Annotated in this window: 25 protein-coding genes; 10 read left to right on the top strand and 15 right to left on the bottom strand. The window is 69.6% G+C overall.

Features of this window, described 5'->3' with window-relative positions; all coding sequences use genetic code 11:
* Positions 1-3: 3 nt before the first annotated feature.
* Positions 4-417, top strand: a complete 414-nt coding sequence (locus MFF21_RS02000) for a GNAT family N-acetyltransferase (RefSeq protein ID WP_238309504.1) — start codon at positions 4-6, stop codon at positions 415-417.
* Positions 418-823: 406 nt separating this feature from the next.
* Here MFF21_RS02000 and MFF21_RS01995 read toward each other — a convergent pair whose 3' ends face one another.
* The gene (locus MFF21_RS01995; RefSeq protein WP_238309503.1) at positions 824-2,809 is read right to left on the bottom strand and encodes a potassium transporter Kup; all 1,986 of its coding nucleotides are present in this window, start codon (positions 2,807-2,809) and stop codon (positions 824-826) included.
* Between the two features lie 253 nt (positions 2,810-3,062).
* Entirely contained in the window at positions 3,063-4,367 is a 1,305-nt protein-coding gene (gene ispG, locus MFF21_RS01990) for a flavodoxin-dependent (E)-4-hydroxy-3-methylbut-2-enyl-diphosphate synthase (protein WP_238309502.1), read from the bottom strand.
* A 365-nt stretch (positions 4,368-4,732) separates the two neighbouring features.
* Between ispG and MFF21_RS01985 the strand changes: the two genes are divergently transcribed.
* The 3 genes from MFF21_RS01985 (at position 4,733) to MFF21_RS01975 (ending at position 7,411) form a co-directional block, all read left to right on the top strand.
* Positions 4,733-5,845: a patatin-like phospholipase family protein gene (locus MFF21_RS01985; RefSeq protein ID WP_238309501.1), complete on the top strand. Its 1,113-nt coding sequence runs from the start codon at positions 4,733-4,735 to the stop codon at positions 5,843-5,845.
* Positions 5,846-5,965: 120 nt separating this feature from the next.
* Positions 5,966-6,571, top strand: a complete 606-nt coding sequence (locus MFF21_RS01980; protein ID WP_238309500.1) for a sigma-70 family RNA polymerase sigma factor — start codon at positions 5,966-5,968, stop codon at positions 6,569-6,571.
* A 66-nt stretch (positions 6,572-6,637) separates the two neighbouring features.
* A complete protein-coding gene (locus MFF21_RS01975) occupies positions 6,638-7,411 on the top strand; it encodes an anti-sigma factor family protein (protein ID WP_238309499.1) in 774 nt (257 codons plus the stop codon).
* Between the two features lie 66 nt (positions 7,412-7,477).
* Here MFF21_RS01975 and MFF21_RS01970 read toward each other — a convergent pair whose 3' ends face one another.
* The gene (locus tag MFF21_RS01970) at positions 7,478-8,437 is read right to left on the bottom strand and encodes a bifunctional riboflavin kinase/FAD synthetase (RefSeq protein ID WP_238309498.1); all 960 of its coding nucleotides are present in this window, start codon (positions 8,435-8,437) and stop codon (positions 7,478-7,480) included.
* Positions 8,438-8,709: 272 nt separating this feature from the next.
* On the opposite strand from MFF21_RS01970, the gene MFF21_RS01965 reads away from it, so the two are divergent.
* Complete coding sequence (locus MFF21_RS01965; RefSeq protein WP_238309497.1) at positions 8,710-9,093, top strand: response regulator; 384 nt, start codon at positions 8,710-8,712, stop codon at positions 9,091-9,093.
* Positions 9,094-9,127: 34 nt separating this feature from the next.
* Positions 9,128-9,664, top strand: coding sequence for a chemotaxis protein (locus tag MFF21_RS01960; protein WP_238309496.1), 537 nt, complete (start codon positions 9,128-9,130; stop codon positions 9,662-9,664).
* 79 nt (positions 9,665-9,743) lie between these two features.
* On the opposite strand, the gene MFF21_RS01955 is transcribed toward MFF21_RS01960, so the two are convergent.
* From MFF21_RS01955 to MFF21_RS01945, 3 genes are all read right to left on the bottom strand, one after another.
* The gene (locus tag MFF21_RS01955; RefSeq protein WP_238309495.1) at positions 9,744-10,109 is read right to left on the bottom strand and encodes a response regulator; all 366 of its coding nucleotides are present in this window, start codon (positions 10,107-10,109) and stop codon (positions 9,744-9,746) included.
* A 151-nt stretch (positions 10,110-10,260) separates the two neighbouring features.
* Complete coding sequence (gene hpt, locus MFF21_RS01950; protein WP_238309494.1) at positions 10,261-10,830, bottom strand: hypoxanthine phosphoribosyltransferase; 570 nt, start codon at positions 10,828-10,830, stop codon at positions 10,261-10,263.
* A 53-nt stretch (positions 10,831-10,883) separates the two neighbouring features.
* The gene (locus tag MFF21_RS01945) at positions 10,884-11,744 is read right to left on the bottom strand and encodes a zinc-ribbon domain-containing protein (RefSeq protein WP_238309647.1); all 861 of its coding nucleotides are present in this window, start codon (positions 11,742-11,744) and stop codon (positions 10,884-10,886) included.
* A gap of 164 nt (positions 11,745-11,908) precedes the next feature.
* Here MFF21_RS01945 and ftsE point away from each other — a divergent pair, with 164 nt between their 5' ends.
* The 3 genes from ftsE (at position 11,909) to MFF21_RS01930 (ending at position 14,523) form a co-directional block, all read left to right on the top strand.
* Positions 11,909-12,604 (top strand): cell division ATP-binding protein FtsE, encoded by a 696-nt coding sequence (gene ftsE / locus MFF21_RS01940; protein WP_238309646.1) that lies wholly within the window; start codon positions 11,909-11,911, stop codon positions 12,602-12,604.
* On the top strand, positions 12,601-13,566 hold the full coding sequence (locus tag MFF21_RS01935; protein ID WP_238309493.1) for a cell division protein FtsX: 966 nt from the start codon (positions 12,601-12,603) through the stop codon (positions 13,564-13,566). The genes ftsE and MFF21_RS01935 overlap by 4 nt, the downstream gene beginning before the upstream one ends.
* A 243-nt stretch (positions 13,567-13,809) precedes the next feature.
* A complete protein-coding gene (locus MFF21_RS01930; protein WP_238309492.1) occupies positions 13,810-14,523 on the top strand; it encodes a YdcF family protein in 714 nt (237 codons plus the stop codon).
* Positions 14,524-14,748: 225 nt separating this feature from the next.
* Here the strand turns inward: MFF21_RS01930 and mqo are convergent, their stop codons facing one another.
* The 6 genes from mqo to MFF21_RS01900 form a co-directional block, all read right to left on the bottom strand.
* On the bottom strand, positions 14,749-16,434 hold the full coding sequence (mqo, locus tag MFF21_RS01925; protein ID WP_373324882.1) for a malate dehydrogenase (quinone): 1,686 nt from the start codon (positions 16,432-16,434) through the stop codon (positions 14,749-14,751).
* A 196-nt stretch (positions 16,435-16,630) separates the two neighbouring features.
* Positions 16,631-17,461 (bottom strand): EamA family transporter, encoded by an 831-nt coding sequence (locus tag MFF21_RS01920; RefSeq protein WP_238309490.1) that lies wholly within the window; start codon positions 17,459-17,461, stop codon positions 16,631-16,633.
* Positions 17,462-17,469: 8 nt separating this feature from the next.
* Positions 17,470-18,645, bottom strand: a complete 1,176-nt coding sequence (gene hemW / locus MFF21_RS01915; RefSeq protein ID WP_238309489.1) for a radical SAM family heme chaperone HemW — start codon at positions 18,643-18,645, stop codon at positions 17,470-17,472.
* Between the two features lie 15 nt (positions 18,646-18,660).
* Positions 18,661-19,296, bottom strand: a complete 636-nt coding sequence (rdgB, locus tag MFF21_RS01910; RefSeq protein WP_238309488.1) for an RdgB/HAM1 family non-canonical purine NTP pyrophosphatase — start codon at positions 19,294-19,296, stop codon at positions 18,661-18,663.
* On the bottom strand, positions 19,293-20,006 hold the full coding sequence (gene rph, locus MFF21_RS01905) for a ribonuclease PH (RefSeq protein ID WP_238309487.1): 714 nt from the start codon (positions 20,004-20,006) through the stop codon (positions 19,293-19,295). Before rph ends, rdgB begins: the two co-directional genes overlap by 4 nt.
* Before the next feature lie 136 nt (positions 20,007-20,142).
* Positions 20,143-20,430, bottom strand: coding sequence for a hypothetical protein (locus MFF21_RS01900; protein WP_238309486.1), 288 nt, complete (start codon positions 20,428-20,430; stop codon positions 20,143-20,145).
* Between the two features lie 255 nt (positions 20,431-20,685).
* On the opposite strand from MFF21_RS01900, the gene hrcA reads away from it, so the two are divergent.
* Positions 20,686-21,723 (top strand): heat-inducible transcriptional repressor HrcA, encoded by a 1,038-nt coding sequence (gene hrcA / locus MFF21_RS01895; RefSeq protein WP_238309645.1) that lies wholly within the window; start codon positions 20,686-20,688, stop codon positions 21,721-21,723.
* 53 nt (positions 21,724-21,776) lie between these two features.
* On the opposite strand, the gene MFF21_RS01890 is transcribed toward hrcA, so the two are convergent.
* The 3 genes from MFF21_RS01890 to MFF21_RS01880 all read right to left on the bottom strand — a co-directional run bounded on the left by MFF21_RS01890 (position 21,777) and on the right by MFF21_RS01880 (position 24,338).
* The gene (locus MFF21_RS01890; RefSeq protein WP_238309485.1) at positions 21,777-22,607 is read right to left on the bottom strand and encodes a DUF1236 domain-containing protein; all 831 of its coding nucleotides are present in this window, start codon (positions 22,605-22,607) and stop codon (positions 21,777-21,779) included.
* Positions 22,608-22,808: 201 nt separating this feature from the next.
* Positions 22,809-23,234 carry a VOC family protein gene (locus tag MFF21_RS01885; protein ID WP_238309484.1) on the bottom strand — a complete coding sequence of 142 codons (426 nt, stop codon included), beginning with the start codon at positions 23,232-23,234 and terminating at the stop codon, positions 22,809-22,811.
* Positions 23,235-23,258: 24 nt separating this feature from the next.
* Positions 23,259-24,338 (bottom strand): tartrate dehydrogenase, encoded by a 1,080-nt coding sequence (locus MFF21_RS01880; protein WP_238309483.1) that lies wholly within the window; start codon positions 24,336-24,338, stop codon positions 23,259-23,261.
* Positions 24,339-24,368 lie beyond the last annotated feature (30 nt).

Genomic DNA, 24,368 nt, shown 5'->3' with positions numbered 1-24,368 from the left:
GCGATGGACGTCATCTACGTCGTCTACGCCGTCGAGCCGGATCTCGGCGCGGCTGCCTTCCAGGCGATCCTCGTCGAATCCGGCCTCGCCCCCCGCCGCCCCGCCAACGATCTGGAGCGGCTCGGACGCATGCTGGCCCAGGCCGACCTGATCGTCACCGCCCGGCTCGACGGGCGGCTCGTCGGCGTGGCCCGCACGCTCACGGATTTCGCCTTCTGCGCCTATCTCTCCGATCTCGCCGTGTCCCGGGACATGCAGGGCCGCGGCATCGGCCAGGGCCTGATCGCGGCGACGCGCCGGGCCGCCGGCCCCGAGGCGAGCCTGCTGCTCACCGCCGCCCCGGGCGTCGAGGGCTACTACGACGGCATTGGCATGCCCCGCGTGGCCCACGCCTTCCGCTACGACAAGGAGCGATAGGGGCAAATGCCGGATCAGTTCCTCCCGAGCGCGAGAAGCTGATCCACACTGAGCGCGCCAAGCTCACGGCGACGCTGCTCAATGGCGTCGCGCGCGCCCTCCTCGGCGGGGTGGTCGCCCTCCTCGTGACGCGGCGCAACGCCGAGCGTCTCAGCCCGTCGAGCGAGCCGCGCCGCCACTGAGGCGCCTCCGCGAGGCGGTTCCGGCTCTCCGGGCTTGCGCGGTTGGACCTTGCCGGGGCGCCGGTACCCGGCGACGGCTGATGCGATCCGCATCCGGGGCCTGCCCGTCCTCGATGGCATGACGACGGATGTCGGCTTCCGGCGTCGCCTCGATCCCGGCGCGATCGACCCGGGGACGGCTTGCCTTCAGCCATGCCTGTGTGACGCGCGCCACCGGCTGAGTCTTACACCGTCACCTGCGTGCCCACCTCCACGACGCGCCCGGTCGGGATCTGGAAGAAGTCCGTGGCGTCGTTGGCGTTCTTGGCGAGCGTGATGAAGATCCGGTCCTGCCAGAGCGGCATGCCGGAATGGGCGGCCGGGCGGATCGAGCGGCGCGACAGGAAGAACGAGGTCGACATGATGTCGAACTTGAAGCCCTCGCGCTTGAGCAGGGTGAGGGTGCGCGGGATGTTCGGCGTCTCCATGTAGCCGAACTTCATGGTGACCCGGTAGAAATGTGGGCCGACCGGCTCGATGCGCACCCGCTCGCTCTCCGGCGCCCGGGGCCGGTCCACGGTCTCGACGGTGAGCACGACGTTCTTCTCGTGCACCACCTTGTTGTGCTTCATGTTGTGCAGGAGCGCGGCCGGGGCGATGTCGGGGTCGCTCGTCAGGAAGACGGCGGTGCCCTTCACGTGCTGGTAGGAGGTGCTCTTCTCCAGCATGCCGACGAGCTCGGTCAGGGGCACGTCGGTCTTGCGGGCCTTGTGGGTGAGGATGCCCACGCCCCGCACCCAGGTCCACATCATCAGCATCAGGCCGGCGGCGAGCATGAGCGGCACGTAGCCGCCCTCGTGCACCTTCAGCATGTTCGAGAGCAGGAACAGGAACTCGATCACGATGAAGGGCATCAGCGCCGCGGCGGCCACCAGCGGCGAGAGCTTCCACACCCGCCAGAGCACTACATAGGCCATGCTGGCGGTGAGCAGCATCGTGCCCGTCACCGCGATGCCGTAGGCCGAGGCGAGGGCGGAGGAGGAGCGGAAGGTGATGGCCAGGATCACGACGCCGAGCGCCAGCAGCATGTTGATGCGCGGCAGGTAGATCTGGCCCGAATGGGAGGCGGAGGTGTGGCGGATCTCCATGCGCGGCAGCATGCCGAGCTGGATCGCCTGCCGCGACAGGGAGAAGGCCCCGGTGATCACCGCCTGGCTGGCGGTCACCGTGGCGATGGTGGCGAGCAGCACCATCGGCAGCAGGCCCCATTCCGGCACCAGCTGGTAGAACGGGTCGGTGGTGTCGGGCTTGGCGAGCACCAGGGCGGTCTGGCCGAGATAGTTCATCACCAGGCTCGGCGCGACGAGGCCGAGCCAGGCGAGCTGGATCGGCTTGCGCCCGAAATGGCCGAGATCGGCGAAGAGCGCCTCCGCCCCCGTCACCGCCAGGAACACCGCGCCGAGGGCCACCAGGGCGCCGGTGCCGTGGCCGAGGAGGTAATGCACCGCGTACCAGGGATTGAAGGCCCAGAGCACCGCCGGGTTGGCCAGGATATGCGGCAGCGCCGCCAGGGCCAGGGCCACGAACCAGACCGCCATGATCGGCCCGAAGAAGGTCGCGACCCGGGCGGTGCCGCGGCTCTGGACCAGGAACAGGCCCACGATGATCGCGACGGTGATCGGCAGCACGTAATCGTCGAAGGCGGGGGTGACGAGCTTCAGGCCCTCCACCGCCGAGAGCACCGAGATCGCCGGGGTGATGACGGAATCGCCGTAGAACAGCGAGGCGCCGAGCAGGCCGAGCAGGAAGACGAGGCGCGAGCCGCCCAGCGCCTGCCGGGCAAGCGCCATCAGCGAGAGGATGCCGCCCTCGCCGTTGTTGTCCATGCGCAGGAGGACGGCGACGTACTTGACCGTGACGATCAGGAGCAGCGCCCAGATGATGAGGGAGGCGGTGCCGATCACCTCCTCTGGCAGGAGGATGCCGTCGCTGCGCGCGGGGACCAGGGCCTCGCGGAAGGCGTAGAGCGGGCTCGTGCCGATATCGCCGTAGACGACCCCGACCGAGCCGAGCGCCAGCGACCAGAGGCCGACCTTGGCATGGCCGTGGTCGTCCTCGGCCGCCTCGGGGGCGGGCTTGGCGGCGGGATTGTCCGAGGACGGGGCCGGTGCCGGGCGTTCGGCCGCGGCGGCCTGATCGGCCGGGAGGCTCGGCGTGACGGGTTCGGTCATGGGGTCGATGTCGCGCTCGGGCGAGGGCGCGCGGGCGGCCGCCCGCGCAGGTCGAGAGGAGGTTGAGGCGGCGGCATCGGATCGGAGCCTCGCGGCTCATCCCGGTGCCGGCGGCGGGCGGTCGCTCCGACTCGCGCGCGGCCCGCATCTTTCGTGATTCCGTATCCCCGGATCGGAGTCGAGAGGCCGTGGGCCGGTCCCGGCGGCGTCCCGCGATTTTTCGAGGGACGCGTGGGGAGCACCGGCCCGCCCGTCACTCCGCGGCGTTGCGGGCGCCCTGGCCGAACCGCCGCTCGATATAGTCGATGACGATGGTCTCGAAATCCTTGGCGAGGGTGGCGCCGCGCAGGGTCATCGCCTTCTTGCCGTCGATGAAGACCGGGGCGCTCGGGCTCTCGCCGGTGCCGGGGAGCGAGATGCCGATATCGGCATGCTTCGATTCGCCCGGGCCGTTCACGATGCAGCCCATCACCGCGACGTTGAGCCCCTCGACGCCCGGATAGGTCTTCTTCCATTCCGGCATGGAGGTGGTGATCCAATTCTGGATGTCGCGGGCCAGCTCCTGGAAGGTGGTCGAGGTGGTGCGACCGCAGCCCGGGCAGGCCGCCACCAGCGGGACGAAGGTGCGGAAGCCCATGGTCTGCAGGAGCTCCTGCGCGGCCTTGACCTCCAGCGTGCGGTCGCCGCCGGGCTCGGGGGTGAGCGAGTAGCGGATCGTGTCGCCGATGCCTTCCTGCAGCAGCACGCCGATGGCGGCGGAGGCCGCGACGATGCCCTTCGAGCCCATGCCGGCCTCGGTCAGGCCGAGATGGATGGCGTAGTCGGAGCGGCGGGCGACCTCGCGGTAGACGGCGATCAGGTCCTGCACCGCCGAGACCTTGGCGGAGAGGATGATACGGTCCTTGGGCAGGCCCAGGGCAACGGCGCGGTCGGCGGAGGTGAGGGCCGACTGCACCATGGCCTCGCGCATCACCGCGCGGGCATCGATGGGCTTCGGCGACTTGGCGTTCTCGTCCATCAGGTGCGTCAGCAGCTCGCCGTCGAGGGAGCCCCAGTTCGCGCCGATGCGGACCGTCTTGCCGTACTTGATCGCCTGCTCGACGATGGTCGAGAACTGGACGTCCTTCTTCTCCTTGAAGCCGACATTGCCCGGGTTGATCCGGTACTTGGCCAGCGCCTCGGCGCAGGCCGGATGGTCGGACAGGAGCTTGTGGCCGATATAGTGGAAGTCGCCGACCAGCGGCACGTGCACGCCGATGCGGTCGAGCCGCTCGCGGATCTTCGGCACGGCGGCGGCCGCCTCGTCGCGGTCGACGGTGATGCGCACCAGCTCCGAGCCGACGCGGGCGAGCTGGGCGACCTGGGCGACCGTGGCGTCGATATCGGCCGTGTCGGTGTTGGTCATCGACTGGACGACGACGGGGGCACCCCCGCCGACGGTGACGGCCCCCTCGCCTTCGCCGACGCGCACGCCCACCGTGCGGTGGCGCGGTGCGGGGCCTGCGATCTCGGGGCCGGTTCCGGCGATCGGGTTCGCGAGGGCGTCGGGAGCGTCCATGGTCAACCTTGGCTTCGAGGGCCCGGGTTTCGAGGGCCTTGCGGTCGCGGTGCCGGTCGGGCGGCAGCGTCCGCGGATCCGGGACATACCCGATAATCGCTGCGCGCGCGACCGTTTCGCATATGGCCCCTGCCGGCCGGGCGGGGAGGTCCGCCGGGCGGCGGGCAGCGCAGGTCTGCACCGGACGCGCGCCGCGGCGGCGATTTTGCGGCGTTCCTTTCCGCACTTCGCGGTGAATGTCGAGCCTGGGTGCCGGTCCGCGGCATCCCATATGCGTGCGGGAAGCGCCGAAACGCCGGCTGCGGCCAGGCGTTACCGCGCGGCAACACGACGAGTGCATCGCAACATCGAGGGTGAGCGAACCCATGGATCAGTCAGGATCGGCTCCCGACCTCCACAACCCCGCCACCGCCGTGCCGTCCACGGCCACGGATTTCACGGAGTCGCGGGACGGCTTCACGGGGCTCGCCGGGCCACGGGCCGAGAAGGCGGTCTCCCTGGCCCTGCAGGGCGGCGGGGCGCATGGCGCCTTCACCTGGGGTGTGCTCGACGCCCTGATCGAGGATGGGCGCCTCGCCTTCGAGGCGGTGACCGGCGCGAGCGCCGGGGCCATGAACGCCGTCGTGCTGGTCGACGGCTGGCTCGAGGGCGGGCCGGACGGGGCGCGCGCCGCCCTCGAGGCCTTCTGGCGCCGGGCCAGCCTCGACGCCGATCTCTGGCCGGCCCAGCGCAGCGTGTTCAACGGGCTCTACAAGTTCTGGCACGGTAACCCAGTGGCCGAGTTCTGGCTCAAGGCCTTCTCCTTCAGCCCCTACGTGGCCAATCCGCTCAACATCAATCCGCTCCGGAAGGCGCTCGTCGCGAGCGTCGATTTCGAGCGCCTGCGCCAAGCCGACACCGCCAATGTCTACGTCTCGGCCACCAATGTCTGGACCGGCAAGCTCGCCGTGTTCGAGCGGGAGCGCCTGACCGTCGACCATCTGCTGGCCTCGGCCTGCCTGCCGACGGTGTTCCAGGCGGTGGAGATCGACGGCGTGCCCTATTGGGACGGGGGCTATCTCGGCAATCCGGCGCTCTACCCGCTGCATGCCGCCCGGACGCGGGACGTGCTGCTCGTGCAGATCAATCCCGTGGAGCGCCGCGAGACCCCGCGGACGCGGGAGGAGATCCAGGACCGGCTCAACGAGATCACCTTCAACGCCAACCTGATGCGCGAATTGCGGGCGATCGACTTCCTCGACGGGCTGATCGAGGAGGGGGTGCTCGGCAATCGCGGCTACCGGCCGGTTCTGGTCCACCGCATCGACGGCACGGACGCTCTGGAGGATTACAAGGCGTCCTCGAGGCTGGATGCGCGGTGGAAGGTGTTCAAGCGCCTGCGCGACAAGGGCCGCTCCGCAGCCCAGGCCTGGCTCGCCGAACGCTACGAAAATATCAACCACAGGTGTACTCTAGACCTGCAATCTACGTATCAGTAGTTGTTTCTCCTCGGCGGCATCCCCAGTCATGTGCGGTGGCGCACGTGCGTGGCGAGGCCGCGGGGATGGCCGGGATTATTCCGCCGCCCTCGCCCGTCTTCCCTATCAATGAGTGGAAAGATGCGCAGCAAAAGCCCCGACATCGTCGACCTGCTCGTGCCATTGCGGCGCTATGCGCGCTCGCTGACGCGCGACTCGTTGAAAGCCGACGATCTCGTGCACGACACGTTGGTCCGCGCCCTCGAATCCCGCAGCAACCTGCGGCCCAATACCAACCTGCGCACCTGGATGATGACGGTGCTGCACAACGTCTTCATTGACGAGCAGCGCCGCCGGCGCGTCGAGGCGCGCCACGCCGACGCCCTCGTCCAGATGCACGACGAGGTCGCCCTGCCGGCTCAGGAAGGGCAGGTGCGCCTCGCTCAGGTCAGGGAGGCCTTCGAGAGATTGCCCGAAGAGCAGCGCGCCGCGCTTCACCTCGTCACGATCGAAGGCATGGCCTATGCGGATGCGGCGGCCGTGCTCGGCATCCCGATCGGCACGCTGATGTCCCGCCTTGGCCGCGGCCGGGCGGCGTTGCGCGCCTTCGAGGAGGGTGAGGCGGGTCGTGCGCGGCGTCCTGCGGCCCCCCCTGAGAGCGGGCGTCCGAAGCTGCGCCTCGTCGCGCGGGACGGGCGCCCGGATGAAGCGGACACGGCCGGCCTCGCCCGCGCTGTCGGAAACTGAGCCGAGGCGAACTCCTTGAGACGCGACACGGAAATATCCGGGAAGGACGGACTTCGGAGTGGACTGATGGTCGACCCGGTCACGGAAACTGATCTCATCGCCTATGTCGATGGAGAGCTCGACGCGATGCGGCGCCTCGAAGTGGAGGCGCATCTGGCGTGCCATCCCCAGGACGCGGCCAAGGTCATGGCCGACCTGCGGGATCGCGACGCGTTGCGCGAGGCTTTCACGCCGACCGTCGGCCTGAGCCCGGACCGGCTACGGTCGGGTGCGCGCCGCATGGACCGGGCCCTGGCTTGGCAGCGGGTCAGTGCGCGTCTGCGCCGTGCGGCGGCGATCGCTGTCCTCGTGGGCGCGGGCTGGCTTGCCCATTCCGAGATCGGCACCTTCGGCGTGCCGGACACCTTCGCCTCGCCGGTCGATCCCGTGCTCGTCGAGGAGGCGCAGCAGGCGCGCGAGGCCGCTGCGGTGCGGGCCCGCTCCCAGGCCCTGCGTCCCGGCGTCTACGATCGGGCCGATCTCCAGGCGGCGACGGGCCTCGATCTGCCGGAGCTGCCCGCCGACTGGACGGTGCAGGACGTGCAGGTCTTTCCCGGCCGTCACGGTACCGGCGTGGAAGTATCGATCCATGCCGGGCAGCTCGGCGACCTCGCCCTGTTCGCCATGCCGAGCGGCCGGGACGCCGCGCCCTCCGATGGGGTGGCGCGCCCCGGCGACGGTGCCACCGCCTATTGGCGCAGCGGGCGCACGTCGTACGCTCTCAGCGGCGCCCTGGGCGACGGGCTGGGCCAGGCGGCCGGCAAGCTCGCCATGACCGCGGCCCATCCGACAGGTCATTGATCCGCCGCGTCCGCTTGGGAAGCCGCACGGATCGAGCCTCGGGGCCTGCCTCGGAGGCGACCGCCGTTAGGCTTCCAGCATCGAGAGGGATCGGTCGCCGGCGATGATCGCCCGGGCCTCGGCCGCGTCGACATGCATGCGGTCGATCAGAGCCTGGGCGCTCTCGAACCGGGCCTCGCCCCGGATGAAGCCCAGGAACTCGATGCCGAGGCGCTGGCCGTAGAGGTCGCCCGCGAACGCGAACAGGTTCACTTCGAGAAGCGGCGCGCCGTCGTCGAAGGTCGGGCGCCGGCCATAGCTCGCGACTCCGTCTTTCAGGCTCCCATCCGCCAGCCTTGCCCGTACCGCGTAGATGCCGTGGGCAAGGCCGCAGGATTCGAGGGCGATGTTGGCCGTCGGGAAGCCCAGCACGCGCCCGCGCTTGTCGCCGTGGCGGACCTCACCCAGCACGAACCAGCGGTAGCCGAGCAGGGCATTGGCCCGGGCGATGTCCCCTGCTCCCAGCGCCGCGCGGATGGCGCTGGAGGAGACCGGCGGCTGCCCCGGGGCGGGCGCGATGGGCGGGATGATGCGGCAGGCGAGGCCGGATTCCGCGCAGAGCCGCGCCAGCATCTCGGGGGTGCCCTCACGTCCTTTCCCGAAATGGAAGTCGTGCCCGATCACGACGCCCGCGAGCCCCAGATCCGCCTTCAGCAGCCCCTCGACGAAGGCGCGGGCGCCCGTGCCGGCGAGGGTGGCGTCGAACCGGCGCATGATCAGCCCGTCGAGGCCGAGGCGGGCGAACACGATCTCCTTGGCGGCTGGTCCGGTGAGCCGGAACATCGGCTGGTCGGGAGCGAAGAAGGCGCGGGGATGCGGCTCGAAGGTGAGGGCCACGGCCGGGCGCGCCCCCGCCTCCGCGCGCACCGCCTCGATCAGGGCCCGGTGCCCGAGATGCACACCATCGAAATTGCCGATGGCTGCAACGGCACCCCGGAGCGTGGTGGGAACAGCCTCGTCCTCACGACAGATCGCGAACCGATTCACGAAATATCCCGTCTCCGCTGGGGCGGCCTCACCGAGGCCGCTCTGGGATCCACCCGCGCGCGGTGAGCCCGCGCGGCTTGCACGTCGCCGGACGTCTCGGCTCCCTCGAGGGTTCGGATGCCGGCGGACCCTGTCGAAATCGGTTCCGGCGGTCAAGCGAGCGAGGCACGACTCGGGCCTCTGCGCAGTTAACCCCTTCGCAATCCGCATCTGCGTATTTTGGGGCTCGAAAGGAAGCCGCCACCCTCGGCTCTTATCGGAGCAGCACGTCCATGGCCCTCGACCTCGGCATGCCGATCCTCGTCGTCGACGATTATCAGACGATGGTTCGCATCATCCGCAACCTCCTCAAGCAGCTTGGCTTCGAAGACGTCGATGACGCCTCCGACGGCACGGCCGCCCTCGCCCGTCTCAAGAATCGCAAGTACGGTCTCGTGATCTCGGATTGGAACATGGAGCCCATGACGGGCTACGAGCTCCTCCGCCATGTCCGCGCCGACGAGGGCCTGCGCACCACCCCCTTCATCATGGTGACCGCCGAGTCGAAGACCGAGAACGTCATCGCTGCCAAGAAGGCCGGCGTGAACAACTACATCGTCAAGCCGTTCAACGCCGCCACGCTGAAGAGCAAGATCGAGGCGGTCTGCGGCGCCTGAGAAGCGGGACGATCGAGGGCCGGGAGACCGGGCGATGGGCATGACGGCGGAAGCATCGACGCGTCGGGGACCCGATAAGGGCACTGCCCCGATCGTGCGGGAGCTGATCGAGATTGCCGACTACATCGCCAGTCTCCGGGAAGCGATCGCGCTGCTGAAGACGAACGAACTGACCCGGGACCGCTTGCCGATGGTGCATGGCGAACTCGGGGAGGTGGTGGCGGCGACGGCTGGGGCGACCAACACGATCATGGAAGCCGCCGAGGCAATCCTCGCCTTGCCCGAAAGCGAGGATTACCGCGCCGAGGTGGAGGCGCGGATCTTCACGATCTTCGAAGCCTGTACCTTCCAGGACATTACCGGTCAGCGCATCGCCAAGGTCGCCGAGTCGATGAGCCTTCTCGAAGGCCGCTTGGCACGATTCGCTGCGGTGGTCCGGACGCGCGACGCGCACGACATCGAGCCCGAGGAAGCGCAGCGCCGCGAGCGCCAGGAAAACCTCCTCCTCAACGGGCCGCAGCTCGGGGGACCGGCCACGGCCCAGGACGCGATCGACGCCTTGTTCGATTAACGGCTTGCCAGGATCCGAACACGAACGAGCCCGCCGGCAGTCCTGCCGGCGGGCTCGTTCGTGGTGCGCAGGAGGGGCGTCAGGCCGCCAGCGCCCGGGTCACCGTGTTGCGCAGGTCCGACAGGGAGAAAGGTTTCGTCAGCACGTCGGTCACGATGGCGTCGAGACCGCGGGCGCGTTCGCGCTGGTCGGCGAAGCCGGTCATCAGCAGGATGGTGAGATCGGGATAGTCGCGTTTGGCCGCGAGGGCGAGGGCGATGCCGTCCATCAGCGGCATGCGGATATCGGTCAGCATCAGGTCGAAGCGACCCTCCGACTCCATCAGACGGTCGAGGCCATCGCTGCCGTCGACCGCGATCGTCACATCGTGACCGTCGAGCTCGAGGCCTCTCTTCAGGAAGCCACGGACCGTTTCTTCGTCGTCGACGAGCAGAATGCGCGCCATCTGAACGGACTTCGGCTCCTCTGCTCTGCCCAATCACTCACTGACGCAAGCGCGATGCCGCGGTGTCAAGTTCCATCGTGCCGCAGGGTTCTGAAAAACGCGAAATATGTCCGGATCTTGAACGGACCACGTGCTCTGCGGGTCAACCGGGTCAGGTGCCGCCGAACAGATCGGGATCGGTGCTCTCGTAATCGACGAGTCCGACGAAGGGCAGCTGGCGGAACGCGTGCGCCGCGTCCATGCCGTAGCCGACCACGAAGACATCAGGGCAGACGAAGCCGACGAAATCCGCGTCGATGGTCACGGCACGCTTGCCCGGCTTCTCCAGGAGCACTGCGGTCAGCACGCGCTTGGCGCCGCGGGCCATCAGCAGGTCCTTCGCGAAGACCAGGGTGCGGCCGGATTCGAGAATGTCGTCGATGAGCAGTACGTCGCGCCCGCGCACCTCGCTCTGGACGTCGCGCAGGATCTCGACCTGTCCCGAGGATACGGTGGAGGTCCGGTAGCTCGACAGGTGCACGAACTCGACTTGCGGCGAGAGGCCGGCATGGTGGAGCGAGCGCAGCAGATCGGCGGCGAACATGAAGCTGCCCTTCAGCACCGCCACGACGAGCAGGTTCTCGGGGGCGGCCTTCACGATCTCGGCGGCGATCTCCTCGTTGCGGCGGGCGATCGCAGCTTCGTCGAAGAGCACACGGACACGGCGGGATGCAGTCGTCATGCCTCTCTCATAGCATGCGGGCCGGCCTCTGCCAGCGCCGTTCAGGACGGGGATCAGTGATGCGCCGGGGGCTGGGCTGACGTTCGGGTCGCGGTCTCGGCCGGCTCGGCGGAAGCGCCCGCGGCGGCGAAGCGCACCTCGATCCGGCGACCCTGGGCGGGCGGGTCGGACAAGGTCGCGCGGAACCGGGCGAAATCCTGCGGCTCCAGCCCCGCACGGGGTGGCGCGACGGTCCAGCGATGCAGCGGCGCGCCGCTCGCATCGTGGATCTCGATCTCGATCGGCGGCACGTCGACACGCTGCCGGGCGATGCCGAGGAGGTCGCCCTCGATCACCAGCTGAGCCGGGGCCCCCCCTTGCGCGGGCGTCTGGAAGGCGTGGACGTCACGGATCTCGATGCCGCGCAGGTTCACCGGCAGGCCGATCCTCGCGAACACCGCCGCACTTTGCGGCATGGCGCGGACCACCGTGCTGCGGCCGAGGATTGCGAGCGGCATCAGGGCGCAGATCGCCAGCGCCGCCGCGAGGCCCGGCGAGAGCCGCCGGGGAAGGAGCGCGGTGCTCCCTTTCCGACTGCGGAATGATTTGGTCCGGCCCGCCGGCTTGCGGGGTCCGCGCCGGGGCGGCGTCGGCTGATCGATGACGGTCGCGTCCTCGGCGGGAGCGTTCGGGACGTCCTCGGATGGCAGAGCCTCGAAGCCGGCCGGCGCCGTGGGGACCGGCGACGCAGCCTCTGCGGAGGGACTGAGGCCGAATTCCTCCGCGATCTCCGCGGCCCGGGCCGCGGCGACGTCGTCGGGTCCGATGAACCAGGTCTCGCGGCAGGCGGCGCAGCGTACGGAGCGGCCGGCCGGGCCGACGCGATCCGTGTCAATCCGGTATTCGCTGGCGCAACTCGGGCAGACGATCAGCATGGCGACCCGCTCGGGGCCTGACGGCGGGTTGCCGTGGGCCGGAAAAAAACTCACACCGCTTTTCGCGGATCGCGGTTAATCCGGCGTGAAATCCCCGGTCGCGGACCGGGCGTGAGGCGGCGGAATCTGAGGTGGAGCACGGAGATTTGGCCGGCGGGGCGAAGATGGGCAGCCTGCTCACCGGGGCGGAGGAGCCGGTGGTGCGATTCGAGAATGTCGGCATGCGCTACGGGCTCGGGCCCGAGGTGCTGAGCGATGTGAGCTTCTCGATCGCGCCCCATTCCTTCCAGTTCCTCACGGGACCGTCGGGGGCGGGCAAGACCACGCTCCTGCGCCTGATCCTGCTCTCGGTGCGCCCGACCCGCGGCCTCGTCTCCGTGTTCGGCTCGGAGGTGAGCGGCATCTCGGGGGCGGCCCTCACCGGCCTGCGCCGACGCATGGGTGTGGTCTTTCAGGATTTCCGGCTGCTCGACCATCTCACCACCTACGAGAACGTCGCCCTGCCCCTGCGCGTGCAGGGGCGAGCGGAGACGAGCTATCGGGCGGAGGTGGTCGAGCTTCTGCGCTGGGTCGGGCTCGGCGAGCGCATGCATGTGCTGCCGCCCCTGCTCTCGGGCGGCGAGAAGCAGCGCGCGGCCATCGCCCGTGCCCTGATCGCCCGGCCCGAGCTGTTGCTCGCCGACGAGCCGACCGGCAATGTCGATCCAAGCCTTGCCCGGCGGCTGCTGCGACTCTTCCTGGAACTGAACCGCCTCGGCACCTCGGTGGTGATCGCCACGCATGATTTCGGTCTGATGGATCTCGTCGAGGCACCCCGGCTGGTGCTGGGCGAGGGGCGTCTGCGGGTCGAGGGCGTATGAACCAGATCCCCGATCCGCCCCGCGCGACCGCCCTGTCGGATGCGGCCGAGAGCCCGCTGCCGCCGACCCTGCGGCGCAATGCGCCCCTGGTCCCCACCGATTCCGCAGCGAGCCGGGCGCTGGCCGCTGTCATCGCGATCCTGACCTTCCTCGCGGCCCTCTGCGCCGGGGCGGCGGAGATCGTCGCCTCCAGTGCTGCGCAGTGGCAGGGCACGGTGGCCCAGGAGGTCACCGTGCAGGTACGCCCGGGTCCAGGCCGTGACATCGAGGCCGACATCGCCAAGGCGGACGGAATCGCGAAGGCCGCCCCCGGAATCGCCGGGACGCGGGTCTTCTCGAAGGCCGAATCCGAGCACCTGCTCGAGCCCTGGCTCGGCAGCGGCCTCGACCTGTCGGACCTGCCGGTGCCCCGGCTCATCACCCTGAAGCTGTCGGACAGCCCCTCCCCCGACCTGAAGGCCCTGCGGGCGAACCTCACCGAGGCGCTGCCCGGCGTCGCCAGCCTCGACGACCATGCCCTCTGGCTGCAGCGCCTCTCGACCATGGCGCATACCTTCGTCGGCATCGGCGTCGGCATCGTCGGGCTGGTGCTGGTGGCGACCGGCCTCGCGGTGGTCTTCGCCACCCGCGGCGCCATGGCCGGCAACCGCGAGGTCGTCGAGGTGCTGCATTTCGTCGGGGCCGGAGACGACTACATCGCCCGGGCCTTCCAGAGCCGCTTCTTCCGGCTCGGCCTGCGCGGGGGCGCCATCGGTGCGGGGCTCGCTTTTCTCGCCTTCTTCCTGGCGAGCCTTCTTTCCCGGTTCTGGCGCTCGGGTGCCGCGGGCGACGAGATCGAGGCACTGTTCGGCAGCTTCCAGATCGGCTGGCGCGGCTACCTGGTCATCGCCCTGATTGGGGTGATCGCCTCGGTCGTGACCGGGATCGTCTCCCGCGTCACCGTGCGCCGGTTCCTAAGCTGAAAGCACTGACCCGCCAGCCGGCTTGCGGGTGTGGGCACAGCCCGTTAACCATTCGTCAACGTTTCAGGGGGGAAATGCTTCGTCACGGCAAAACCGCAATCGAGGCTAAGGTTTAGGCCCATGTTCCGGAACCTGGCAAAGCCGGCCGCACCGACGCCTTTCGAGGCGTTCGGCTGGGCCTGGCAGGAGGGTTCGGCTGGCGCCGGGCCGATGCGGCAGGGCGGAGCACTCAAGCGGGGATCCTTGCGGCTGTCCTTGCCCATCCCGAAGAGCGGACGTTCCCGTTTCCCGGTCCGCGTCCTCGGCGCCGCCGCCGCGCTGTCGACGGCCCTGTTCGCCGGCGGCTTCCTCGCGTTTGTCGGAACGATCGAGCGGGCGGAGCGTCCGCAGGATGCGAGCGTCGACGGCATCGTCGCCCTGACCGGTGGGGCGCAGCGCATCGGCGATGCGATCGAGCTGCTCGCCTCCGGCCATGGCCGGAGGCTGCTGATCTCCGGCGTCAACGAGCGCACCAGCCGCGAGGAGATCGCCCGGCTCAACCCGAGCCAGCGCCACCTGATCGCCTGCTGCATCGACCTCGATTACCGGGCGCGCAACACCATCGGCAACGCCATCGAGACACGGCGCTGGATGCGCCGCCATCATTTCGGGACGATCGCCGTCGTCACCTCGAACTACCACATGCCCCGCACCCTGGTGGAGCTCGGCAATGCCCTGGACGAGACCGAATCCCTCGTCCCCTACCCCGTGGTCACGGACGGGATCGATGTCGGGCGCTGGTGGGCCGAGCCGGCGACGGCCCGGCTGCTCGTCGGTGAATACGTGAAGTTCCTGGCGGCCTGGCTGCGCACCCGTTTCGAGAGCGATCCGGAGGATTCGCATTTCGCCGTGCTGCTCGGGCGCGGCCGGCCCCCGGTGAAGCGGGTGGCCGAGCGCCTGATGCGTGAGGCGCACTAAGGACGCCCGCCCCGCTCCGGAAAAGCGGAGAGGCCGGAAGGCATGGCCGCGTCGAGAGGGGCATTCCTTCGGCCGCTGTAACGCGAGACAAGGCCGCCCTCGATCTGACTCTTGACCCGCATGCCAGCCCCCCTCTGCCCGGAGGCGCGCATCCGCGCGCGGCTTCGGTCCTGATCGCTCGGTGTCTCCCGCCGAAGGGTGATCGCTTCGGCGGGAGGCCCGGTGTCAGGGCGCCATGTCGGGGACCGGCTTGATGATGCCCGGCTCGGTATTGGTGGCGGTGCCGTTCGCCACGGGCTGCGCCGGCGCGGCGGCGAGCGGGGGCGGCGGGGTCAGCTGCAGGTGCTCGGCCGTGTAGGCGAGCTCTTGGTAGGCCTTCTGCGGATCGTCGTTCAGCTTCGTGCCGTAGCTCGGCACGATCTGGCGGATCTTGGCCTGCCACTCGGGGCTGGCCACCTTCTGCGCGAAGACCTTCTCCAGCACGTTCAGCATGATCGGCGCGGCGGTCGAGGCCCCCGGCGAGGCCCCGAGCAGGGCGGCGATGCTGCCGTCCTTGGCGCTCACCACCTCGGTGCCGAGCTTGAGCACCCCGCCCTTCTCCGGATCGCGCTTGATGATCTGGACGCGCTGTCCAGCCTGGACCAGCCGCCAATCGTCCTTTTTCGCGTTGGGGAAGTACTCGCGCAGGGCCTGGTAGCGATCCTCGTCGGAGAGCATCAGCTGCCCGGCGAGATACTCGACCAGCGGGTACTCGTCCCAGCCCACGCGCATCATCGGCCAAACGTTGCTGGTGGTGGTGGAGGAGAGCAGGTCGAAATAGGAGCCCTCCTTCAGGAACTTGGTCGAGAAGGTGGCGAAGGGTCCGAACAGGATCATCCGCTTGCCGCCGATCACGCGGGTGTCGAGATGCGGCACGGACATCGGGGGCGAGCCGACCGAGGCCTTGCCATAGGCCTTGGCGAGATGACGCAGCGCCACATCCTGGTTTTCGGTGACGAGGAACGAGCCGCCCACGGGGAAGCCCGCATAGTCGTCGGCTTCCGGGATGCCCGACTTCTGCAGCAGGTGCAGAGCACCGCCGCCCGCGCCGATGAACACGAACTTGGCGTCCAGCGATTTCCGGCTGCCATCCTTCAGGTTCTTGGAGGTCACGCGCCAGGTGCCATCGGAATTGCGCTCGATGGTCTCGACCTCGGTCGAGAGACGCAGGTCGAACTTCGGCTGGCTCTGCAGGGCGCTGACGTACTGACGCGTGACTTCGCCCCATTCACAGTCGGTGCCTACGGGCGTCCAGGTCGCGGCGATCCGCTGCTTGGGATCGCGCCCCTCCATCATCAAGGGGACCCATTTCTTGAGCTGCTCGGGATCCTCCGAGTACTGCATGCTCGCGAAAAGCGGGCTCGCCAGCAGCGCCTCGTGACGCTTCTTCAGATACGCGATGTTCTCGTCGCCCCAGACGAAGCTCATATGGGGCGTGGAATTGATGAAGGAGTGGGGATTCTTCAGCACCCCGCGCTGGACCTGCCAGGCCAGGAACTGACGGGTGACCTGGAAGGCCTCGTTGATCTTGATCGCCTGCTCGATCCGGACCTTCCCCTTGGAATCCACCGGCGTGTAGTTCAGCTCGGCCAGCGCCGAATGGCCCGTGCCGGCGTTGTTCCAGCCGTTGGAGCTCTCGAGCGCCACCCCGTCCAGCCGCTCGATCATGGCGAGCGACCAATCCGGCTCGAGCTCGCGCAGCCACACACCCAGCGTGGCGCTCATGATGCCGCCGCCGATCAGGAGGACATCGACCTTCGTGGTCTCGCCGGCAGCGAGGAGCGGAGCACTCGGCAGGGTCGAGGCTGCAAGCCCGGCCAGGGCGCCTCCGATGATCTGCCGCCGGTTCATCGGCAGGGAATTATGCTGCATGCGCCCGCCCTGATCGTGCACTTTCTCTTCCGGCATCATTTTATTTTTCGATTCGTGCAAAAATTATTTATCCGGCGCTCCGCTACAGCAATGATCGCCGCGGGACAATCAGGCGATTACATGGCTGGCATGCTCTGAAAAGCATGAGCGCGCTCAGAGCGATGACGGGGCGCTCTCCCGAATTCGGGCTTTGCCTTCAGGCGCTTCCGATTGCCGCTGCTCCGAGCGCGATGACGAGGCAGGCCGCGATCCGGTGGGGCGTCAGGCGTTCGCCGAGGACGATGCGGCCGAGGAGGGCCGCGAAGACGACGCTGGTCTCCCGCAGGGCCGAGACGGCACCCATGGCGCCGCGCTGCATCGCCCAGACCACGGCGGCGTAGGCGGCGAAAGAGATCACGCCGCCTCCGGCTGCCTTCATCATCTCGGGGGCAGGCACGCGCAGCACGGCCGTTCCGCGCCGCAATGCGAGCCAGGATGGCAGGATGAGGTGGAACACGAACATCGCCGCGGCATAGGCGCGCCAGTCGCCTCCCTGCCGTACGCCGATTCCGTCGACCAGGGTGTAGCCGCCGATGGCGACGCCGGTCGCCAGCGCCGGCACGAGGGTCGCACGGCCGAGGCCGCCGCGCTCCCGAGCCAGAGAAAGGATGCCGCCGCTGACGAGCACGATACCGCAGGTGGCGAGCAGGCCGGGATGCTCCCCCGCGGCGAAGCCCGCGCCCAGCGTCACCATGGCGGGCGAGGATCCGCGGGCGATCGGATAGGTCTGCCCGAGATCGCCGGTGCGGTAGGTTGCGACCAAGAGAAGGTTGTAGGCGAGGTGGAGGGCGCCGGAGGCCACGGCGCAGGGCCAACTCGCGGGGGCCGGCAGGCCGTAGGCAAGAAGTCCGGCCAGCCCGGCCAGCCCCATGACGAGGTTCATCACGGCCATCGACCAGAGCCGGTCGGCGCCGCCGCGCAGAAGCGTGTTCCAGGCGGCGTGAAGGAAGGCGGCGAGGAGGACGAGGCCGAGAGTCGCCGGATCCATAAGGCGCCTCAGGCGGCGAGCGCTGCCACGAGCGCGTTCAACACCGGTGCCCCCCGGGGCGTGGCGGCGATCCGCCCGCCTTCGCGCCGGGCGATCAGCCCCTCCGCCGCAAGATCCGCAAGGCGGCCCTCGTCGAGGGGACTGCCCTTGAGCACGGCGTAGCGGGCGGGGTCGATGCCCTCGGCGAGGCGCAGGCCCATCATCAGGAACTCGTCGGCCTGATCGGGCAGGGAAAGCGGCTCCCATTCGCGGATGCCGTGGCCCTCGCGCTCGACCCGCTCCAGCCAGGCTTCCGGCGCCCGCTCCGTCACCGTGCCGGTGCGGCCTCCCGGCAGGACGAGGCGTCCATGGGCGCCCGGACCGATGCCGGCATATTCGCCGTAGCGCCAGTAGAGCAGGTTGTGGCGCGACTGGGCGCCGGTCCGGGCATGGTTCGAAATCTCGTAGGCCGGCAGGCCCGCCGCCTCGCAGACCTCCTGCGTGACGTCGTAGAGGGCTCGCGCCACCTCGTCGTCCGGTGGCACCAGCTTGCCGGCCTTGGCGAGGCCGAAGAAGGGCGTGCCCGGCTCGATGGTGAGCTGGTAGAGGGAGAGATGCTCTGCGGCGCGGGCGATGGCCTCGCGCAGTTCCTTCTCCCAGGCCTGCGGCGTCTGGCCGGGCCGGGCATAGATGAGATCGAAGGAGAAGCGCTCGAAATGTGCTGCGGCCGTTTCGACGGCCTCGATCGCCTCGGCGACGCTGTGAAGGCGCCCGAGGGCCTTCAGGTCGGCGTCGTTCAGGGCCTGCACGCCGAGCGACACCCGGTTGACGCCTGCGGAGCGGTAGCCGCGGAAGCGGGTCGCCTCGACGCTGGTCGGATTGGCCTCCAGCGTGACTTCGATCCCAGGCGCGAACCCCCAGGCTTCGGAGACGGCTTCGAGGAGCCCCGCGACCGTCTCCGGGCGCATCAGCGAGGGCGTTCCCCCGCCGAGGAAGATGCTGGAGACGCGCCGCCCCGGCGTCAGGCCGGCGACATGGGCGATCTCGCGCCGGAAGGCGGCGAGGAAGCGCGCCTCATCGACGGGCGCGTGCCGGACATGGCTGTTGAAGTCGCAATAGGGGCATTTGGAGGCGCAGAACGGCCAGTGCAGGTAGACCCCGAACCCGACATCGCGGGTAGGATGATCCGGAGCTTCCTGAACCATGCCCGGCGTCCGGCGTCAGCCCGGCCGCCGCAGGCAGGCGGCGGCGAGCGCCACGAAGGCGCGCGCCCGGTGCGAGAGGGCGGCCCCGCTCTGCCAGTCGACCCCGTGCTTCTCCTCGGACGAGATCTCGCCGAAGGTCCGGTCGAGGCCGTCCGGCTTGAACATCGGGTCGTAGCCGAAGCCGAGGCTGCCGCGGGGCGGGACGAGATCGCCGAAGACCCGGCCCTCGAACAACTCGGTGTGGCCGTCGGGCCAGGCGAGCACGAGGGCGGAGACGAAATGCGCCCGCCGGCTCTCGGCCCCGCGCTTGACGAGCTCCGCCTCGATCCGGGCCATCGCGCCGGAAAAGTCCTTGGACGGGCCGGCCCAGCGGGCCGAGAACAGGCCCGGCGCGCCGTCGAGGGCATCGACGCAGAGGCCGGAATCGTCGGCGAAGGCCGGCAGACCGGAGGCCTCCGCCGCGGCGAGGGCCTTGATCGCCGCGTTCTCGGAGAACATCGTGCCGGTCTCGTCGGGCTCGGGCAGGCCGAGCTCGCCGGCCGAGACCGCCTCGACGCCGAAGGGCGCGAGCAATTCGCGCATCTCCACGAGCTTGCCGGCATTGTGGGTCGCGATGACGACCTTGCCGGACAGGAGGCGGTGGCCGCTCACGCGAGGGCCTGCTTCTGCAGGGCGACGAGCTGCTCGATGCCGCCGCGGGCGAGGCGGAGCAGCTCCAGGAACTGCTCCTCCGAGAACGGCTCCATCTCGGCCGTGCCCTGCACCTCGACGATGCCGCCCTTGCCGGTCATCACGAAATTGGCGTCGGTCTCGGCCGCGGAATCCTCGGCGTATTCGAGATCGAGGACCGGGTTGCCCTTGTAGATGCCGCAGGACACGGCGGCGACATGGTCGCGCAGGGGATCGACCGAGATGATCGAACGCGTGCGCATCCAGGAGAAGCAATCGTGCAGGGCCACCCAGGCGCCGGTGATCGCGGCGGTGCGGGTGCCGCCATCGGCCTGGATCACGTCGCAATCGACCGTGATCTGGCGCTCGCCGAGCGCCGGCAGATTGGTGACGGCGCGGAGCGAACGGCCGATCAGGCGCTGAATCTCCTGGGTGCGGCCGGAGGGCTTGCCGGAATTCACCTCGCGGCGGGTGCGCTCGTGGGTGGCGCGGGGCAGCATCGAGTACTCGGCCGTCACCCAGCCCTTGCCGGAGCCGCGCAGCCATGGCGGCCCGCGCTCCTCCAGGGAGGCGGTGCAGAGCACCTTGGTCTCGCCGAAGGTGACGAGGCACGACCCCTCCGCGTAGCGGGCCACCGCCCGCTCCAGGCTGACCTTGCGCAGCTCGTCGGGCGCGCGCTTGGAAGGCCGCATCCTGAAGTTCTCCGTCCCAAAATCCGAAGCCCGGGCTCATAGGCGCTGCCGCCCCGGGCGGCAACCCGGCCTTCGGAAACGGAAAGAGCCGCCATCCTTCGCGGATGGCGGCTCCCGGTCGGGCGGAGCGGTCGCGTCAGCGCCAGTGCTTGCGGTGGACCGGACGCTGCCAGTGGCGATGATGGCGATGGCGGTGCCAATGATGCCGGGGATGGCGGTGCCAGAGATGACGGTGACGGCGATGATGCCGGTGCCAGCGCCGGTGCTGGATCTCGATGGCGGGGCCTTCCTGCGCCAGCGCGTCGGCGGGCACGGCGATCGGGGCGGCCGCCGCCGGCCGCGGCGCGGCGGCGAGCCCGATGCCGCCGAGGCCGATCGCGATCGCCACGAGCCGGGGGGCGAGCTTCCTGAAGGTCGCTGTCACGGTGGGTCTTCCTCCTGTCGATGACCGGTCTTCGGGATCGGGCCGGGCGGGATCTGTCCGGGCGTTCCTCACCTCTGTGAGACGCGCGAGCGACGCGGATCATCCCCGCTGCCGTAGCGGCGCAGCGTCCGGATTGATCGCGGGGCGGTGAGCGGACACAATCGGCCGCCGCCCTGAAGAGCCTGTCCGTTTCCCACCTTGTCCGATTCCTTCTCCTCCCCTTTCCCCCCGCTCCAGAGCCACGCGCTCGCGCAGATGAACGACCGGGCGCGGGAGATCTTTCGCCAGATCGTCGAGAGCTACCTCACCACGGGTGAGCCGGTGGGCTCGCGCAACCTCGCGCGCATCCTGCCGATGGGGCTGTCGCCCGCCTCGATCCGCAACGTGATGTCGGATCTGGAGCAGTCCGGGCTCATCTTCGCGCCCCACACCTCCGCCGGCCGGCTGCCCACGGAGCACGGCCTGCGCTTCTTCGTCGACGCGATCATGGAACTCGGCGATGTCGGCCAGGAGGAGAAGGGGCGCATCGAGGCGCAGATGCGGGCGGCAGCCTCGCGCCACACCTTCGACAGCGCCCTGACCGAGGCCTCCAGCCTGCTCTCGGGGATCTCCCGCGGGGCCGGCGTGGTGCTGACCACGAAGGCGAATGCGGGCCTCCGGCATATCGAGTTCGTGCGGCTCGATCCTCACCGGGCCCTGGTGGTGCTGGTCTCGGTCGACGGCTCGGTCGAGAACCGCCTGCTCGACCTGCCGCCGGGCTTGCCGGCCAGCGCGCTGCAGGAGGCCTCGAACTACCTCAACGCCCGCCTGAACGGGCGTAGCCTCGACCTGTTGCGGGCGGAGATCGAGGCGGGCCGCCAGGCAATGAAGCGCGAGCTCGACGCGATCACCGAGCGCCTGGTCGATGCCGGGCTCGCCACCACGGTGGGACCCTCCGAGGCGCGCCAGCTCATCGTACGCGGCCAGGCCAACCTCTTGGAAGATCTGCGGGCGGTCGAGGATCTCGAACGCATCCGCCTGCTGTTCAACGATCTCGAGACGCAGAAGGACGTGATCGAGCTCCTCTCCCGCGCCGAGGAGGGGGACGGCGTGCGCATCTTCATCGGCTCGGAGAACAAGCTGTTCTCGCTCTCCGGCTCCTCGCTGATCGCCGCGCCTTTCCGGGACGGCGACCAGAAGATCGTGGGCGTCGTCGGGGTGATCGGACCGACCCGGCTCAACTATGCCCGGATTGTGCCGATGGTGGACTACACCGCCCGCGTCGTCTCGGGCCTGCTCGACCGCGGGCGCTGAACGCGAAACGGCCGCGGATCGCTCCGCGGCCGCCGTGACGCAAGCCCTGCCGATCAGGCCGGGATCACGTCCACGATCTCGTAGGTATCGGGATCGATGATGACGATGTCGTCCCCGACCAGGATGAACTGGAAGCCGCGATAGGCCGGCACCAGGGTCAGGATCGCCGGCGGGAGCGGATGCAGGTGGACGGAGCGCGGGATGGCCGTGCCGACATTCACCGAGAAGTTCACGTTGCTGAGCCGCTGCACGTTGGTGCGGGTGATCGACTGGCGGAATTCCGTGCGCTGCGTCGTGTTCAGACTCCGGGAAGCGCCGCGCGCCTCCGTGGACCGGGCTCCGCCGCTGCGCTCGCCGGCCGCGCCCCGCTCGCCCCGACCCTCGGTCTTGCCATCGGCCTTGCCGCCGCGTTCCCCGGCGCCCTCCCGGCCACCGCGCTCGCCCGCCGCATCGCGCCCGTTGCGCTGACCCGGCTCGGTCCGGTTCGGCTGTCCGCGCTCGCCCTGGCCTGCCTTGTCGGCGCCCTCGCGGCCGCCGCGTTCCCCCGGCTGGCCGGCCGCACCCTCCTCGCGCCCGGCCGCGCCGCCGCGCTGGCCGGCCTCGCCGGCACCGCCCCGAGGACCGGCCGCTCCGCCGCCGGCCGCGCCACCCGCGGCGCCTCCCGCCGCCCCGCCGCCCATCTCGCCGCCGCCACCGCGGGCGCCACCGCCCGCACCGCCTGCGCCCCCACCGGCTCCGCCACCGGCGCCCACGCCGGCCCCACCGCCAGCGGCACCACCGGCCCCGCCGCCCGCACCCCCCGCACCGCCACCCTGTGCCAGGGCGGTGGCGACGCCGAGCACCAGAATGGCCGCCGTGGCTGTACCCCGAAGGAGCTTCGTCATGGTTCGTTTCTCCCTGCTGCGATTGCGTCGAACGCCGTGATGGGCGCCGAAACCGGGCTCGCAACGATCAGGCGGAGAAAAGCGTTCCAGATTGCATCCAGGGATTGTGTTTTGTTGGGGGGGTCTTATCCTGTATTGATATTTGTCCCGGCTATACTGGGAGCTTGGCTTCGGCCCGCGCCGCGGCACGGGCCTCCAGCGTCAGTAATTCGCCCAGAGGCCCGGCGTGGCGAGCTCGGCAAGGTGCCCGTCGGGATCGCGGAGATAGAGGGACGCACCGCCCTTCGGCCAATCGATCCGGCTCTCGATCGGTACGCCGCTCGCTGTCAGATGCGCGATCCAGGCGTCGAGGTCGGCGCGGGCGATGCGGAGCGCGAAATGGAGCGGTCCAGACCCGTCATGGGGCGGCAGCACGCCGCCGGGCAGGGTCACCGGACCGAGCGTGCTGCCGCGCCGGAACAGCAGGAGCACGCAGGCCGTGCCCACGGGATAGGCCACGAGCCGATGGTCGGCGACCATGGGCCTCAACCCGAGCACGTCCTCGTAGAAGGCGCGGGCGCGCTCCATGTCGTCCACGTAGAGGGCGGTCTCGAGCACGCCTCCGAGGGGCGGCGGTGTCGACGCCATCGCGGATCCCTCCCGTCTTCGGCCTCAGCCCAGTGCTTCCGCGACCGCCTTTCCGCAGGCTTCGGTATCCGCGCTGCCGCCGAGGTCCCGGGTGCGCAGGGTCCCCTCGGCCAGCACCCGCTCGATGCCGGCGACGATCTCGGCCGCGGCGTCACGCTCGCCCAGATGCTCCAGCATCATCGCCCCCGACCAGATCTGCCCGATCGGATTGGCGATCCCGGCGCCCGCGATGTCCGGGGCCGAGCCGTGCACCGGCTCGAACACGGAGGGGTGCTTCCGCTCCGGATTGATGTTGCCCGAGGGCGCGATGCCGATCGTGCCGGCGCAGGCGGGGCCGAGATCGGACAGGATGTCGCCGAAGAGGTTCGAGGCCACCACCACGTCGAACCGGTCCGGGTTGAGCACGAAATGCGCGGTCAGGATGTCGATGTGGTACTGGTCCCACTGCACGTCCGGATAGGCTTCCGAGATCTCGCGCACCCGCTCGTCCCAGTACGGCATGGTGATCGAGATGCCGTTTGACTTCGTGGCCGAGGTCAGGTGCTTCTTCGACCGCGAGCGGGCGAGATCGAAGGCGAAGCGCAGCACCCGGTCGACGCCGTGACGGGTGAAGACGCTCTCCTGCACGGCGAATTCCCGCTCGGTGCCGGCGAACATCCGGCCGCCGGCATTCGAGTACTCGCCCTCCGTGTTCTCCCGGACGACCCAGAAATCGATGTCGCCGGGTTTGCGGCCCGCCAGCGGGCAGGGCACGCCCGGCATCAGGCGCACGGGGCGCAGGTTCACGTACTGGTCGAATTCCCGCCGGAACTGGATCAGGGAGCCCCAGAGCGAGATGTGGTCGGGCACGCGGTCCGGCATGCCGACGGCGCCGAAGAAGATGGCGTCATGGCCGCCGATCCGCGCCTTCCAGTCCTCGGGCATCATCCGCCCGTGCCGCTCGTAATAGTCGCAGGAGGCGAAATCGAACCAGTCCTGGCTCAGGGTGAAGCCGTGGCGCTTGGCCGCCTGTTCCAGCACCCGCACGCCCTCGGGCACGACCTCCTTGCCGATGCCGTCGCCGGGGATCACCGCGATGCGGTAATTGCGGTTCGATCCGGACATGAAACCTCCCTTGGGCCGCTCATTTTTGCG

The organism is Methylobacterium organophilum, assembly GCF_022179465.1.
Classification (GTDB): Bacteria; Pseudomonadota; Alphaproteobacteria; order Rhizobiales; family Beijerinckiaceae; genus Methylobacterium; species Methylobacterium organophilum.
Note: the sequence above shows the minus strand (reverse complement) of the source record. Positions and strands in the feature narration are given on the sequence as shown.